We start from the raw sequence: 14,967 nt of genomic DNA on the forward strand, positions 1-14,967 counted from the left end.
TACTTTTTTTCTCCAAATCCTTGGTGCTGTAAGTAATTCTTCTTTCTTTTGTAGCGTGACTACATAGATACTAACTACACTCATTTTTCAAAAAAGAAACCTTTCTTCTTTGGTTTAGCTAACATTTCAATTATCCTATCCAACTTTTCTTCTACAGTGGTCGGCATATTTAGTTTTTTTAAATCAGCTAATATTTTCTCTTGTTGGACTTCCAAAGTTTCTAAGCGTAAATTTATTAGATTTAAGGCTTTATTATACTCTCCTGTTACTTGTTCAAATTTTCCCATGATATTATTAAATAATTCGTTTTGATCTCTCAAATGATGGGTTTTATCACCTGAATTATCAATACTACATTTACTATTGAAATCAAAAAAATCTTTTAGTATTTCTTGATTTTTATATTTAGGGTACTGTTTTTTTAATGCTATAAAGGTTTTTAATACTTCAATGTCTTGCTCTGTATAAACTCTGTTATTTTCATTGCTTCGTTTAATAGCATAGCCTGAGCCCTCCAACAATTCGGAATATTTCCTTAAAGTTGAACTTGCTATACTAAGTCCTTTGGCTACCGTACCTGCCTTATACAACTTAATTACACCTCCTCCCCAAAATACAAAAAACACTACATCCTTATAACACATTAAAGACATGTGCTATAAAAACGCAGTGCTTCTGCATTTAATAATTTAATTACTATTATTATAAATAATTTAACCATAAATGTAAATTAACGTTTAATGAATTTACTTCAAAAAATCTGTTTATATAATGATTGGTACAACACCAAAATCAACACGTGTGACATAAAAATATCTGTATTCGCTAAAGTTAAGAGTAACACCAAGCAACAAAACGAAGTATGCAGATACACGCCCTTTCTGTCAAGGTTTTACTCGATTTACCAGAACTACATGTATGCGAAATTTACCAAGAACAACAAATAATAAAATCAAAGCACTTCAGCGTCGACACTATTTCATGCGTAACATGGAGCGCTATAAATAACACATTTTACTAGAGTACAATGAAGAATGGATTCATTACAGCTTCTAGTCACGTACATGCTTTGGTAAAGAGCCCTTTATTGTTTAGCGTCATTAAAATTCATATATTTTATAAGGGTTAATCTGTGTAATTATTTGCTTAAAGAAACCCTTACTAAAACATTTCACAAAATTACATAATACAATTCTTAATATCTGTAGCCAATAGCTTTGTACCTGTGACACCCTTAATAAACTGTAAACCTCCATTAACGGACCAATCAATTTCTCCTAAATTCAATAGCTTATCGGCGATCTTCACTGAATCTGGTTGTTGAGATTTAGCTAAAAAGTTCTTATTGATTAATTCATTCCCTACCATAGCTAATGCATTTAAACAGGTGATATGTGTTAGACGATAGTTTTTATAATCATCCCATTCTTCAGGGAATAACTCTTTAATCAAATTAAAGTAAAACATAGTTATATTCAAAATCTTCTCTTTTGGCAACTTGGCTAATTCCGACTTTTTGGTAAGTAGGCTAACTATCTGATATAGATTTTGCAATGTAATGTGCTTTTCTTTTGTACGTCTCCCAATAAGTGTTCCTTTACTGAAAAACGGACTTTCTGGTTTTAAAATAAGATTTGTGGCTACCCAGCTAAAATTATCATTATTCCGATTCAAATATCGACTTAATGATGTTCCTATTCCTTTTGCTTTCGTATTAATTACGTCAAACAGTTTAATCTCTTCATCTTCATCTAAAAAATGAAACGCTAAAAAAGGCACATTTAATGTGCTATCTGTTTCCTCAATATATTCTTTTATCCCCCCTAGGCGGTGTTGCCCATCCATCAATGTTGCTTTTTTTCGGCATACCAATCGACCATAACTCGGACGTTGGCGATCATAACAATGAAACTCCCAGTTACCTGCTGCATTTAACAAAATTGGTGTATATAAAGAATCTTCCCCATGTGATAAATAGTCTGCAAAATCTTTGCAACGCTTTTTATTTATTGGACGTTGATAACCTTTGCCCGATGGATCATTAAAAAGTTTAGAATATGAAAAATTCACTGCCACCTGTGAGGAAACTGATCCCTGATAAATCACACGTCCACGCATTTTTGATTGAACTACATTTTCTATCACAATATTTGTGCTTAATTGACTGCTCATAGCATATTTCGCTCCTTAAATTTATCATAAAAACATATATTAGTACTTATAAGTATATAAATCAATTAAAATGTACTTTTATGAAACTTCATGTGGTTTTCAACCTCACATAGTCTTTAGGTGAGGTGATTAAATGGATCAGTTAGTGAACATTGTTGGAACAAATATAAAAGAGCTTCGAAAGCATAAGAAAATGACACAAGAGGATTTAGCAGAAAAATGCGGGTTACAAACATCCTATTTAGCTGGAGTAGAACGCGGAGACAGAAATATCACCTTGCAAACATTAGAAAAGATCACCAATGGCCTAGAAGTAACAGCAAAAGAATTATTTGAATTAAAAACGCCTATTAAGGCCTTATCCTTAGAAACCGAGCAGCTTATCTATCTATTTACAGAGCAATTGAGGGAAAAACCAGAGGTAGAAATTCGATTAATAATTGAATTAGCAAATAAGATATTCGAAACATATTCTAAATAATAAGATAATGTCTATACCTATTTTTCTGTTTTTGAATGGCAGTATGAAAAAAGCAGCGCAAACCCGCGCTACTCCTGCTTTCTAGCCCTTATTCACCATAAAAATTATTTGTTTCCAGTGAGTAAACGTCGCCTCGATTTCCTAGGACAATTCCTCAGAAGGTAAAATATATTCTTCTATAGCATTTATTAAAGTTGAGAAATCAACTTCTAAAGCAATGGATAAATATTTCAATGTCACTAAGCTAGGCATATTATATCCGTTTTCAATATTTGATAACGATTTTTCAGATATCCAATCTACAGGTAGTAATTGCTTATTGATTCGATCATCAATGAAGTATTGCCTCGATTTCTTTTCAAGAGAAAGCGCCAATCTGTAGTCTTTGATAATATTCCCTAGGATTATGGCATTTTCAGTTAATAGTTGTTTTTTTGTCATATAGTTAATTTAACAGAAAGAAATAAAAAAAGGAACCTCGGTTCCTTTTTTATATTGGATTATTAAGGTAATATTTAGTTAACGCTTAGCACAAATGCTCAAGCTGAAAAAAATAGGGGGTATTCAAATGAATACAAAATTTAAGGTAAAAACAGTACGTACAGTCACAGCACCATCGAATCCAAATGTTACAACTTATTATGCGTGGACGGAATTTCAGGATCTACCTGAAGGTATTTCTTTAGAAGTAAATCCTAGAAAACCTAAAATGAATACATCTGTAGCAAAACAACTAATCTCAGCTGTCAAAAGCCCTGATAACGGGTTTGAACTTAATAACCGTGGTATTGTTATCACCGCAAATAGTTTTAAGTTTCATACAAATGATAGTATGGCTGAGTTAGACTTGGGGGATGACCCTAAAAAATTCGGTATCCTGGACGGCGGCCATACGTATCAAGCAATCATTGACAATCGTAAATATTTAAGTAGAGATACAAAAAAATATGTTAAGTTAGAGATCCTAGTCGGAGAAGATTTAGATGTATCCGCACTAGCTGATGCAAGAAACACATCTGCTCAAGTTAGTGACATTGCACTGTTCGAACTAGATGATAAATTTGGTTTTATCAAGGAAGCAATAAAACAAGAAGTTTATGCAAATGATGTTGCTTATAAAGATAACGATAATAAACGTATTCCCGTCATCGAATTGTTGAAGCTAATGTTTGCTTTTAATATTAAACGTTATCCAGATGATAGTAGCGCCCCTGTATCAGCATATTCAGGTAAAGCTTCCGTGTTTAAGGATTACAAAAATTCATTTGATAGCAATCCAAATATCTATGAACAATTAGCTTTGCAGCTTCCTAAACTTGTTGAGTTGTATGAAAAAATCGAAACTGAATTACCGAAGAAATATCAAGAATTCAAAAATGAAGAGGGTAGAACTGGACGTTTCGGAAGTCTTCGTGGTGTTGAAAGCAACGGTACTTTCTCAACACTCTATACTCAGCAAACTCTTTCTCATGAAATTTCTATCGGATTTATTCTTCCTATCTTCGGTGCTTTTAGAGCATTATTAAAGGAAAAAGATGGTATTCTAAAATGGAACTTTGACCCGATTGAGATTTGGGAAAAAGCTGGTCTTCGTTTAGTCCAAAACACTTTTGATACAGATACAAACCCTCAACAAGTAGGTAAAAGCAAAACTCTTTGGCAATCAAATTATCGAATTGTAGATAGCGTTCAAAAAGATTTGCTGTTAGCTTATTATATGGAGCAGCAAAACAAATAAAGGAAACGCCGAAAAATGAAAATTTGAAAGCTCAGAACACTGTTAAATTAGCGTTCTGAGCTTTTTATAATGTCTATACCTATTTTTTCTGTTTGGGAATGGCAGCATGAAAAAAAGCAGCGCAAACCCGCGCCGCTCCTGGCTTCTCCTACGTCGGAAAAGCCCCTATATACTGCGTTCAGAAAGTCGCATAAAAAGTACGGAAACTGATAAAATCCTCTTTTCGCTTTTTTGTCCTGTTTAGGCACTACAAACAATTTGGTGCTTTTATTAAAATATTTCTTTCCAATGATTATCAAGTATTTTATTTACAAATTGTCCATACTTATGTTTCAATCAAATTAAGTGCAGACCGCCTATTATTCTATGTATTTACTAGTAGACAAGATAGGAGGTTTTAAAATTGCAAAATTTCTTCTCCAAGATTAAAAGCAATTTTAGCAAGCACAAAACAACTTGGGAGTTTTTATCCCAAGTAGCCAGTATTTTAGGCTTCATACTCGGTTGCATTAGCCTTGCGCTTATGTTTATGTAACCATTGAAATAGTTAATTCCTCATCTCGCTTTCAAGTTTTTCTCTCACTATAGATTTTATCACGCTGCACTTATTCCCAATCTGTAGGGCGGTATAGTGAAAGGTACGGACAAAGAAGAAAGTAAGTGTTTAAGTTACCGTGGACCACCTGTTCCCTTTCCGAACACAGAAGTGAAACCGTCTGACTTTGTTAATAGTGCAAGTTGTGCGAAACAACAAATATGCTTACTTGAGGAAGAAGCTATATCAATACATAAAAAAGAGAGATTATGGTTTCCCAGACCATAATCTCTCTCTTTTTTTTTAGCTTTTTTTAGCTAACTGAAAATGCTCCAAGTTATCTAATTTAGGTTAATTAAATAACTTAATAAATTGATTTAAAAAAACAAATCAATTTAAGCTGCATGGGTAGTTCAACTCCTACCTTTTTAAATTCTTCGAACAAAAAGATCAAAGAGAATTCATGTATTACATAGCAGCATCAGACAAAAGTTAATTACGTTGTTTTAAAACTGTTTGTTTCTTCTCCATATAACATTATATCTATAATTCATTAATATTAAAATCATTAAATTTCAAATGATAAATTTAATTTTAAAAATAAAACATACCGATGATTTAAAATTCACCTATATACTGCGTCGGAAAAGCCCATTTTCCGCTTTTTTACCCTGTTCAGGTGCTACAAACAAGATAAAGCATGATCCTGCCCGCCGGAGTCGGACAATCTGCAAAAATGAGACACCTTTTTAAAGGCCCCTAGAAAGCCCGTAACGACGCTTTCCTGAAGCCCCTACCTTTTCCCCTCCTTAATTTTCGCCTGTGCCGTTCTGCAGCTTCCTGGCCTGCGTTAAACGTGAGAAACTTCTATCCGCTTTTTTTCGGGCTGGTGCGCTGATCTTTTCGCTGCAGCTGCTCGCGGGCCTTTGTGTGAATTTCATTCATACTGCTATCTAGTTTATTTAATTCCTAATGATATAAGGCCGCCTGCTCCTCTAAAAATAACGCTCGTTGTACATTTTCACTAGCTGCCATCAGAAAACGCCCCCTTCTCGCTGAATATTCTTCGCCCATCGCTCCAATTCATTAAAAACAAACGAATAACTACGCGGAAACTTCGGTTCATGGTATTTGAATGACGTTTTTGTCGGCAGATTGCTGCTTCCGTAGCCCTTCATAAACAGTTTATACGTGTCAATTTCGTTTGCCAGGCGTGTGACAGTCTCATTGTAGGCCTCTACTTGCCGCCCTAACTGCATAAATTCACTAAAAAGGCCCTCAAAACGTTCTAATAAAACCGCTTTGTCCTCTTTCAGCGCTTCCAGGCGCGATATTATCCGTATACACACGGGCAGCTAATTCTTTCATGCTTTCGTCCTCCTGCAGCAAACCACGGACGCCACCCCTCTCCTGGATCACTTCAAGTCGTTTCGTTAATACCTCATAATCAGCGTGTGCCTGTTTCAAATCATCAAGCGCTGCTGATCTCTTTTTCATAGACCCGTGCTTCCTGAAAAGCGGATAAGGTTGGTTTCTTCGTTGTGGTCAGAACATAACCCCCTTGTGTAGTGTAAAATGCTCTCGAATGAAATCTAGGATACTGGCCAAATATATAACGTCCTGGCAGGGGCTGCTTTGTTCCCCAACAGGGGGGAGGTGCTAGGCACCTTCGAGCCCCCTAAAACATAATTACTACTTCCATATACATAATCTAGAGAATATTATCCGCCACTTATCCATAGGACAAGAGAAATATGTAAGGGCAGAGTGGAGTATTTAATTAGCCGGTATGCTGCAGGATGTCTTCCATAGACAATTGTTCGGTTAGTGGCCGTTCTTGCATCATTTTTTTTACATAATTCAATAGTGTCGTATAACCTGCAACCCTTTCAAACAGCTCCATTTGTTCTCCCACGATAAGGCGCACCGATTGTGCGAAACGTGCGCCCAGATCCTTCTTAAGCCAAATGATGTACTCAATATACAGCTCGACCGTCGACCAGCCCGTTTTGGCATTGCGCCCTTTACCCGTAGTCGTTTTGATGACTTTCTTCGACTGCTTCAAAAGCTTGTTGAGTGTGCTGCCGGCTATACCGATTTCTTCGCACAGCTCTTTTTGCGTACGCCAAATAAACGGTTCCGAAACGCTTTTTTCGGCCGCGATCCAGTCGGCAATATCCTGTTCCCATTCATGGCAGTGGCTGCGTTCTCGGTCTTCACGTGCCTTTTTGTGCTTGTACCACCCCTTGTGGCCGAAATGCACGGATACTCCCTCTGCCCCCTGCACATACAATGCAAGCAGTTGCTCTACGTATTCTTTTTTCGCGCCTTTATATTTGCCTGAATAGGCGGAGGCAACGATTGTCTTTATCTCCTGGGAAGACAATGGATGACGCAGGTTGGCGTTGTACTCGTCCAGCAAATCAAACGTAAAGGATTGATCTTTGCCGTCCTGGAAGCATACTAAAGCGAGCGTAAACAGCACGTTGTTTCGCCCTATCTGTCCCTTCTCTCCTTTTACATCCGTTGCATGAAGCAAGTGATTGAACCATTCCGACTGCGTCAAGGAGGTCACCTGCATCTTCTGAGGCACTACATACAGGGAGCGCCCCATATCATTATCACGGCGCTGCGACCACGCAATCAGACTAGCAGGCGTATAAACAGCCGTTTCATCAAACCATTCCACATTCTGATGATTGGGTATGCGGAAAAAGCCGAAGTCATTGCAGTATTGATCGGCATCCACTGACTTCAGGCTGCGCTTAAGATTTTCTGCAATCCGCTTTGCCACCTTCAGGCTGCGGAACTCGTTCTTGTTGGAAATATAAATAGGGGTCTCCAGCATAAAAAAGACCTGGTAGCCGCGGTCAGAGGACACGATAAGAGTCGGTTGGCCAATGCTCTCATCGATACACGCCAGCAAGATCTCCTGCACCGTATGCTCTTTCGTATCGATATCCACGACAAAGGTATTGACCTGCTGCAGATTCTCCTCGATAAAGCCTTTCACATAGCGGCGATCCTGGTCGGCGTACCGGTAGCGGCGGTAAATGTTTGGGGTGAAATGCGTAAGCTTACCGGCCTGTTCAATTACCGTTTCTTTGGAAGAGATGATATAGCCCTTCACGCCGGAATCGGTAAAATCGCTTTTTTTACGCACAACGAAAATAGCACCTTTTTTATGGTGCTTGTCGTTCACTCTTGCTAATAATTGTTTCGAAATTGATGATTTAGATGATTTGGGATTGTATGTAAGCAATCCCTCATGCAAAATAATATCAAAAATTTGTTCAAGCTTGTCCTTTTTTTGTACCGAAAACGCAGAAATAGCCATCGACAGTCCTCCTCATTTCCTTATGAGTGAACGCCAACAGCCAAAAATAGATGCACAAAAACATATCAAAAATGAATTTTCAACATTTCCGTTGAAAATGATATTTTTGCTTGATATAATCATTACATCTTATGTATAAGAAATACATAACTTTGTGCTCCAACACATAAGTTATGGTATCTCGCTGGCGTTCATTTTTTAACGCTCAGGGAAATGGTTAGAAGTCATTCCAGTCCGGCCAAAGACGAGGGAATGGCTTCTTTTATTTTGCCCTGCCACATATTTACATAGAATTATAGAGTCTTATAAACGCTGATGCAACAGCTTTTTCGGGGTTTTTCATTTTGCATATATACATATATACATATATACATATATACATATATACATATATACATATATGTATATATGTATATATGTATATATACATATATCATCTATAAAGCTTGATATATCGCTGTTTATAAAAGAAGAATATATGCATATATAGGTATACGTATATATTGATATGCGTATATATTAATATATACATATATGCATATATTTTTTTATGTGAAAATTTTTTTTTGCATCACACAAAAAGCACTGAGTAAATCCCTCCTCTGGGAATTTACTCAGTGCTTCAAGCTTTATAGTTATCGATCGCGTTTTTGAAGTATATCTAAAATAAGATTGAATGTTTTCTTTTCACCCTTGACGAGGTTATTCTCGATGTACTCATCCAAAAGGATATCGATCATAACATCTACATTATCCGCTTTGCCCAATTGGATAAGGGCATTTAGTTTATTACGGGTCGTCTTGGTTACGCGTACACTTGTTATCTGTGCTGATTCTCGCTTTCTCGTTTGTTTAGCTTCCTCTACTACAGGCTTCGCTTCAAACCGCTGCTCCTGAGGCGATGACTCATCATTCGCTTCCTCCTCAGTCTCCAGCTTGAACTCCTGGGCCGGCACAATTTTAGGTCCGCGTTCCAATAGCTTCTTTTTGGGTTTGCCATTGTTTAATAAATTGCTCATCTCCATTACACCTCCATGAGCTCGGCCTGGACACGAGCGATGAATTCGTCTGCAATCGTTTCATAGCTTTTATGGACTTTGCGATCATGCATGTCCTCATTTGTAATACCGGTAATATCAAAACGTTTTAGGCGCTCCATATTGTTCACAATATTTGCAAACAAGTTTTCTTCCCCAAAAATCTCGCGGGCATTTTCAAGTGTAGCCAAATCGACCGCCGCTCCGTTTTTCAGCAACACCGGCAATATCCCGACAATATCCAGATCCGCACCGTAATCGTCAATCAGTGACTGTAGGTATCCTGTAAATACTTCGGCCCCCTGCAGGCTGCGTTCTTGCGTCTGCAGTACAACTACTACAAAGTCTGAAGCATACAGCGCTGCATCCGTGATGATAGAAATAGTAGGCGGTACATCGATAAAGATGAAGTCATAATCCTTTTTCAATGGCTCAATCAATGACGAGAAGTATTGGACACGTGCCGTTGTGTCATTCGGAAACTTCTTTTCCAAGAACCGAGGATATAATGCAAAATCACTGAAGCTTGGCAGCAAGCACAAGTTCTCCTTAATTTCCGTGACAATCTGCCCCAGATCCTCTTCTTGAATCGCTGCCATCAATGTTTTATTGAACGAAACTATTTCGTCCGATTCCAATGCTTTTGTCTTTAAATACAGGGATGTAGCATTGGCCTGCGGATCCTGATCACACAACAGCACCTTATATCCCTTCATTGATAACGCATGGGCTATCATAGTACTGTTCGTTGTCTTGCCCGTTCCTCCTTTAAAGTTGCCAAACGTTACGACGATTGCTTCTTTGTTTTCAGCCACGTTCACTACCTCCTTGATTTGGAATAAAATGTTTTTCTCTAACGTATATGTATATATTCTAGATTAGTTTATAAGAGAATGCAAGATTGATAATGGTAAGCATGTGGAAGTATAGAACTATTGTTATAAATGAGTTAAACTACATTTTAATTTTCATATATGAATATATGTATATATCCATATATTCATATATTCGTATATTCAATTCTTTTTATTCAATCAAAAATACTTTAATATAAAAATTCCTCTTATAATTAGCTGTGGTCTTTTAATAAAGATTGATAATTTATAATTAAATTCGATCATTAATAATAAAGTTTGATAAAAACCTGTATGGAATGCTGCAGGTTTTCTTATTCTACAATCGGGCCAGATTGTGGAATAACAACTTTTATGAAATATTACCAAACGACGCTTTGGGAAGGTTTTAATGAATCAGGAAAATTGAATGGAGATATTTCCTGTAAGAATGACATATTCTTTTAATAAGGAGATGTTACATTGAGTAAAGGGAAAATAATTGCTGGGTTACTTGTTACATTACTATTAGTTTCACTACCGTTTATTTATAATCGGACTTTGGGTGCAGAAAATAACCAACAATCAGAGACTCCACAAGAAGTTACTGCATCGGAGGTTTTAAATTTCAACGATTTAGTAGTTCTAATATCCAATAATTTAATGGAATTAGATTATGGTCTTTGGTTAAGTAATAAAGAGTTGCCAAATAATCGATATTTATTACACGTAAAATTGCCGAGATATAATGTATCCCTAAAAGTCAGAGAGGAAATACTGGAACGAATTGAAAATGTAATAAACGAGCATAACTTTGATAGACAGAACTTTTTAATTAAGGTAACGAGTTATATTGATACAGCAGAACAATCTTCTCCACAGAAACAAGAAGAATTAGATACATTTTACATGAAACTTAATAAAGATGGCGGATTTTTTGAACAGGTTGGAAAAGAGTTAGATAAAGCTGGATACTCGTATGAAGCGGGATACAGTATAGTTGGTATGGTTTATTCTCCAAATGAGGTAAGCTTACAAATTATTGCGGAAAATGAAGCAGTAACTGAGCAAAAACAAGTTGAAATAAATCGTATTTTTAAAGGTCAAATTACAAAGTTTAAATTAGATGGTGTGGTTACGGTTAATGCAATTCATATTAGTGAACTAAATGATTCTTAGTTGAATAGAACATATAAAATCAACTAAAATAACGTTCCCAAACAAAAGTTTGGAAACACACAAAAAATCCGCGAATGTTGTGAAATTAACGTTTCGCGGCTTTTTCTATGAACATTATTTATACAGCTTTTTATGCAAAGGTATATAAAGATAGCCACAGTAAGACTTTTCAAGATTTTGCAGAAAACGTTGTAGGGATGTTATCTGAATAAAAACCTGTATATAGAGACTTTATAAATCTGTAATTTTCTTAATCCTCTACTTCAATTACTTGAGATTTAGATGAAACGATCTTCAACAATCGGGCGCGATTGTTGAAGATCAGCAATAGGAAATGAACAAACTTTGTTCAAAACGGGCTCTTTTAATTTAACTTAAAATATGAATCTGTGGGTTGTTTTTAATCAAACTTTATTCTAAAGCTACATAAGCACCATTTTCATCTTTTCCTATTTTTTAAGATTAAAAATTCGTTTGCTCAATTAATACTACTTTTAGTAAGGATAAAAATGGTAATACTTTTTTGAGGAGGAATATAATGAACAGCCATATGTTAGAAGAATTATTAAAGCAAACAGAACATGAATCTTTAGATTTCAAAAAGGGCTTCTACGGAAAATTAGATGCTTTATTAAAAGATGTTTTAGGAATGGCCAATGCCAAAGTAAAAGGATCTCGATACATAGTGTTTGGTGTAAAAGAAAACGCCCAGCAAATGAAGGAAACTTTTGAACTCAACGCTCCCTTGGATGCAGCTACTTATCAGAAGGTCATTCTAGAAAACATCGAGCCACAATTAATCTGCCATCTTACTTATGTCACATATCAGGAACAGTGCCTGGCCATACTTGAAATTCCTGAACCAACGGAACAGCCTTACTTAATGAAAAAACAATATGGCTCCCTCCATAAGGATTTTTGTTATGTTCGTAAAGGCAGTAAAAATGAGCATGCGACAAGAGCTGATTTTGATTATTACTATAGACAAGGACATTTTGAAATACATATTCTCGATAAATACTTGGCTGCAGTGGGTCCTGAAAGTAGACATGCTCACTTAGAATGTTCATTTAGAAACTGTACTGATTTCCCTATTACAATTAGATTTGGTGGACTTGAAGTTTGGCATGGTGAGCAGTTGCTGACACGGCACCGATTATTTGGTTTTACAAATAATCCAGTGGGTGCTGATTTTAGATTACCTATCCCCCTAAAACAGAAATTGCGGATTACTTTGATTTTGGATTCACATCTACCGACTGTTTACGGCTTGACATGGATCCATACGGACACACGGATTTGCAACTGCATTTCAAATTACACTTAGAAGACACACTTGGGAATCAGTATCATGGTGAAGCTAAGGATTGCATGGTATTTGCTAAAGGGGATTTTCTCTGAAAAGTGCGTTTGAAAAGTGCGTTTGAAAAATAAATAGCCTATATAATTGTAGAGACTCAAATTTTCTATTTAGTAAAGAGATATCTAGAGTTAAGATATAGTTTATTTAACCACCGTTTTATAGACAAATTCAAACTTCCGCTCAATTCAACGTTTGAGCAGGGCTATTTTTATTGTTTTTGTCTACTTACTCGTCTATAATAAAAATTACATAAAACGTATGGTTGTGTAATTTCGATACAGTAATTTTACTACGATTGGGGAAAATAAAATGAACGTAATAGATGCATTGAATATTTTTTATCGTGAGGATGTTATTTCAGACTTTCTAAAAAGTTGCTTTGAAGATTCTAATTCATTTCTGCATCGGTTTTTATCGTGTGCAAACATTTCGTTGTCGAAAGAAACTAGGTTCACTATCGAAAATCGAGTAGGGTTAGGTAAAAGTATTGGAACACCGGATATGTTGATTGTAGCTCAAGACCGAAATGAAAATCATATCATCATTATAGAAAACAAATTAGGAGCAGCTGAAGGATTTGCACAAACACAGCGTTATGAATCTTCAGAAGCAAAGACGATTATAAGAAGTAGACTTAATCTAGATGAATCAGATCTACGTTTCCATTTTATATACCTGACACTCGACAAAACCGTAACACCAAGCAGCTCAAACTTCAGTCACATTCATTATGACGAGTTCTTACAACCTGAATGGCTACTAAACGACTCCACCCTTAATTTAATTTTTACAGACTTTAAAGAAAAGCTCTATCAATTTTATGCGCCACTGGAGCAACCATTCCAAACAATATCATTAGGACTAAATCTAGATAGTACACAAAAAAAGTTTTGTTGGCAGTCTATTCTATTTGATAAATTCCAAGGTGAAACTCAGTTTGAACTGGATTGGGGAGAAGCAGGAGGTATTGGGAGGAAAAACTTTATTTTCTTAATTACAAAGCCTTCCTGGAAAGCGAAAAAATCGTTTAAAGAAACAGGCCTTGCTAACACTCACTATATACATATAGATACATATATTAACCTATTAAACAGCAAGAAGAATTTCGTGTACGAAATAGGCATTCGCTTTGAGACTTATCCATATATACCACATAAACATATTAAATCTATCGACGGATATGAATACTTTATTCGAAATAAAGAAATATTTTCTGAGCTATTATTCGAAAATATCGCTTCACAAATTGCCGGAGCAAAAAAACGAAACAGCAAATTATTAATTATGACTGTACCAGTGAACGATACTAACCTGAATACAAGTATTGAGGATTACAAAAACAAAGTACTTATTATTGAAAAAGCCATCGACTTGACTATAAAGGAATTGCAACAAAAACAGATATTTTAAGAAAGGCATGATTTTATGAGTAGAATCATCGGATACGCCCGCGTCAGTACAGAAGATCAAAATTTAGATATGCAGAAAATGGCCATTGAAAAGTATGCGCAGGAACAAGGGCTTGAGCTGATCCTGTACGTTGAGAAAATTTCTACGCGCAAAACGGAAAGAACAGAATTGCAGCATGCATTAAAAGCAGCGACAAAAGGGGATCGCTTCGTCGTCTATAAACTGGATCGCCTGGCGCGCAGCACAAAGGAGCTTTACCAGCTGACAGATGAAATGGGCCAGCGCGGCATTGATTTTGTCAGCATCCATGACAGCTTCGATACAACTACCCCTACAGGCCGTGCAATGTTCGGGATGCTCGCCGTCTTTGCCGAGTTTGAGCGGGATATCATCCAGCAGCGCACCAAGGCCGGTTTGGAGGCAGCACGAAAACGCGGCCGGCTTGGCGGTCGCCCCGCGATTGATGCCGATACGAAGCGGCGCATTGTTAAACTGTTTGAAAGCGGTGAAAGCGCGGCTGATATTGCTAAGGAGTATGGGATTGGGCGGAGTACGGTTTATAAGGTTTTAAAAGAAAAGGAAGTTTAGCCTATGATAAGGGGAACCGTATCATAGGTGATTTTCCAATATAGTAGCAAGGGCAGCCCTCACCCTTATTTCATTAAAACGAAAAAAGTATGTAGCGATCGCTACATACTCTAAGATGACCCGTACGGGATTCGAACCCGTGTTACCGCCGTGAAAGGGCGGTGTCTTAACCACTTGACCAACGGGCCATAATTCTGAAGTTAGGACTCGTATCTACGACCAACCTGTTAACAGCGGTTGCTCTCCCACTGAGCTACTTCGGAATAAAATATATGGTGGGCCTAAATGGACTCG

General features: G+C 36.7%; 14 protein-coding genes, 1 tRNA gene and 1 rRNA gene. 7 read left to right on the top strand and 9 right to left on the bottom strand.

Translation table 11 applies throughout. The features are described from left to right. Window positions 1-80 precede the first annotated feature (80 nt). Both BOD01S_RS21800 and BOD01S_RS21805 read right to left on the bottom strand, forming a co-directional pair. A complete protein-coding gene (locus tag BOD01S_RS21800) occupies window positions 81-590 on the bottom strand; it encodes a MerR family transcriptional regulator (RefSeq protein WP_052124668.1) in 510 nt (169 codons plus the stop codon). A 589-nt stretch (window positions 591-1,179) separates the two neighbouring features. After that, window positions 1,180-2,172: a DGQHR domain-containing protein gene (locus BOD01S_RS21805; protein ID WP_036150317.1), complete on the bottom strand. Its 993-nt coding sequence runs from the start codon at window positions 2,170-2,172 to the stop codon at window positions 1,180-1,182. Window positions 2,173-2,305: 133 nt separating this feature from the next. Between BOD01S_RS21805 and BOD01S_RS21810 the strand changes: the two genes are divergently transcribed. Continuing rightward, on the top strand, window positions 2,306-2,653 hold the full coding sequence (locus BOD01S_RS21810) for a helix-turn-helix domain-containing protein (protein ID WP_036150316.1): 348 nt from the start codon (window positions 2,306-2,308) through the stop codon (window positions 2,651-2,653). 141 nt (window positions 2,654-2,794) lie between these two features. Here BOD01S_RS21810 and BOD01S_RS21815 read toward each other — a convergent pair whose 3' ends face one another. Beyond that, window positions 2,795-3,094 (bottom strand): helix-turn-helix domain-containing protein, encoded by a 300-nt coding sequence (locus BOD01S_RS21815; RefSeq protein ID WP_174523117.1) that lies wholly within the window; start codon window positions 3,092-3,094, stop codon window positions 2,795-2,797. Between the two features lie 127 nt (window positions 3,095-3,221). Between BOD01S_RS21815 and BOD01S_RS21820 the strand changes: the two genes are divergently transcribed. Both BOD01S_RS21820 and rrf read left to right on the top strand, forming a co-directional pair. After that, window positions 3,222-4,391 carry an AIPR family protein gene (locus BOD01S_RS21820; RefSeq protein ID WP_036150314.1) on the top strand — a complete coding sequence of 390 codons (1,170 nt, stop codon included), beginning with the start codon at window positions 3,222-3,224 and terminating at the stop codon, window positions 4,389-4,391. Window positions 4,392-5,046: 655 nt separating this feature from the next. Next, window positions 5,047-5,157, top strand: a 5S ribosomal RNA gene (gene rrf, locus BOD01S_RS24035). Between the two features lie 803 nt (window positions 5,158-5,960). On the opposite strand, the gene BOD01S_RS21825 is transcribed toward rrf, so the two are convergent. From BOD01S_RS21825 to BOD01S_RS21845, 5 genes are all read right to left on the bottom strand, one after another. Continuing rightward, on the bottom strand, window positions 5,961-6,185 hold the full coding sequence (locus BOD01S_RS21825) for a hypothetical protein (protein WP_036150313.1): 225 nt from the start codon (window positions 6,183-6,185) through the stop codon (window positions 5,961-5,963). A 19-nt stretch (window positions 6,186-6,204) separates the two neighbouring features. Beyond that, on the bottom strand, window positions 6,205-6,423 hold the full coding sequence (locus BOD01S_RS21830; protein ID WP_036150312.1) for a hypothetical protein: 219 nt from the start codon (window positions 6,421-6,423) through the stop codon (window positions 6,205-6,207). A 283-nt stretch (window positions 6,424-6,706) separates the two neighbouring features. Further along, window positions 6,707-8,263, bottom strand: a complete 1,557-nt coding sequence (locus BOD01S_RS21835) for a primase C-terminal domain-containing protein (protein WP_052124667.1) — start codon at window positions 8,261-8,263, stop codon at window positions 6,707-6,709. Window positions 8,264-8,898: 635 nt separating this feature from the next. After that, window positions 8,899-9,282: a DUF5388 domain-containing protein gene (locus tag BOD01S_RS21840; protein WP_143815078.1), complete on the bottom strand. Its 384-nt coding sequence runs from the start codon at window positions 9,280-9,282 to the stop codon at window positions 8,899-8,901. 5 nt (window positions 9,283-9,287) lie between these two features. Then, entirely contained in the window at window positions 9,288-10,115 is an 828-nt protein-coding gene (locus tag BOD01S_RS21845; protein WP_036150309.1) for an AAA family ATPase, read from the bottom strand. Between the two features lie 501 nt (window positions 10,116-10,616). On the opposite strand from BOD01S_RS21845, the gene BOD01S_RS21850 reads away from it, so the two are divergent. From BOD01S_RS21850 to BOD01S_RS21865, 4 genes are all read left to right on the top strand, one after another. Beyond that, window positions 10,617-11,312, top strand: coding sequence for a hypothetical protein (locus BOD01S_RS21850; RefSeq protein WP_036150307.1), 696 nt, complete (start codon window positions 10,617-10,619; stop codon window positions 11,310-11,312). 538 nt (window positions 11,313-11,850) lie between these two features. Next, window positions 11,851-12,639 (top strand): AlbA family DNA-binding domain-containing protein, encoded by a 789-nt coding sequence (locus BOD01S_RS21855; protein ID WP_052124666.1) that lies wholly within the window; start codon window positions 11,851-11,853, stop codon window positions 12,637-12,639. A 345-nt stretch (window positions 12,640-12,984) separates the two neighbouring features. Continuing rightward, on the top strand, window positions 12,985-14,085 hold the full coding sequence (locus tag BOD01S_RS21860; protein WP_036150305.1) for a PD-(D/E)XK nuclease family protein: 1,101 nt from the start codon (window positions 12,985-12,987) through the stop codon (window positions 14,083-14,085). A gap of 15 nt (window positions 14,086-14,100) precedes the next feature. Continuing rightward, window positions 14,101-14,673, top strand: a complete 573-nt coding sequence (locus BOD01S_RS21865; RefSeq protein WP_036150304.1) for a recombinase family protein — start codon at window positions 14,101-14,103, stop codon at window positions 14,671-14,673. A gap of 116 nt (window positions 14,674-14,789) precedes the next feature. Here BOD01S_RS21865 and BOD01S_RS21870 read toward each other — a convergent pair. Then, window positions 14,790-14,861 (bottom strand) — tRNA-Glu (locus BOD01S_RS21870). Between the last annotated feature and the right edge of the window lie 106 nt (window positions 14,862-14,967).

The sequence above is a fragment of the Lysinibacillus odysseyi 34hs-1 = NBRC 100172 genome, assembly GCF_001591965.1.
Taxonomy (GTDB): Bacteria; Bacillota; Bacilli; order Bacillales_A; family Planococcaceae; genus Lysinibacillus_B; species Lysinibacillus_B odysseyi.

Excerpts from the sequence above, each read along its gene's own strand:
- BOD01S_RS21805 (WP_036150317.1), bottom strand. The coding sequence starts at position 2,172 with ATGAGCAGTCAATTAAGCACAAATATTGTGATAGAAAATGTAGTTCAA.
- BOD01S_RS21810 (WP_036150316.1), top strand. The coding sequence starts at position 2,306 with ATGGATCAGTTAGTGAACATTGTTGGAACAAATATAAAAGAGCTTCGA.
- BOD01S_RS21815 (WP_174523117.1), bottom strand. The coding sequence starts at position 3,094 with ATGACAAAAAAACAACTATTAACTGAAAATGCCATAATCCTAGGGAAT.
- BOD01S_RS21820 (WP_036150314.1), top strand. The coding sequence starts at position 3,222 with ATGAATACAAAATTTAAGGTAAAAACAGTACGTACAGTCACAGCACCA.
- BOD01S_RS21825 (WP_036150313.1), bottom strand. The coding sequence starts at position 6,185 with ATGCAGTTAGGGCGGCAAGTAGAGGCCTACAATGAGACTGTCACACGC.
- BOD01S_RS21830 (WP_036150312.1), bottom strand. The coding sequence starts at position 6,423 with ATGAAAAAGAGATCAGCAGCGCTTGATGATTTGAAACAGGCACACGCT.
- BOD01S_RS21835 (WP_052124667.1), bottom strand. The coding sequence starts at position 8,263 with ATGGCTATTTCTGCGTTTTCGGTACAAAAAAAGGACAAGCTTGAACAA.
- BOD01S_RS21840 (WP_143815078.1), bottom strand. The coding sequence starts at position 9,282 with ATGAGCAATTTATTAAACAATGGCAAACCCAAAAAGAAGCTATTGGAA.
- BOD01S_RS21855 (WP_052124666.1), top strand. The coding sequence starts at position 11,851 with ATGAACAGCCATATGTTAGAAGAATTATTAAAGCAAACAGAACATGAA.
- BOD01S_RS21860 (WP_036150305.1), top strand. The coding sequence starts at position 12,985 with ATGAACGTAATAGATGCATTGAATATTTTTTATCGTGAGGATGTTATT.
- BOD01S_RS21865 (WP_036150304.1), top strand. The coding sequence starts at position 14,101 with ATGAGTAGAATCATCGGATACGCCCGCGTCAGTACAGAAGATCAAAAT.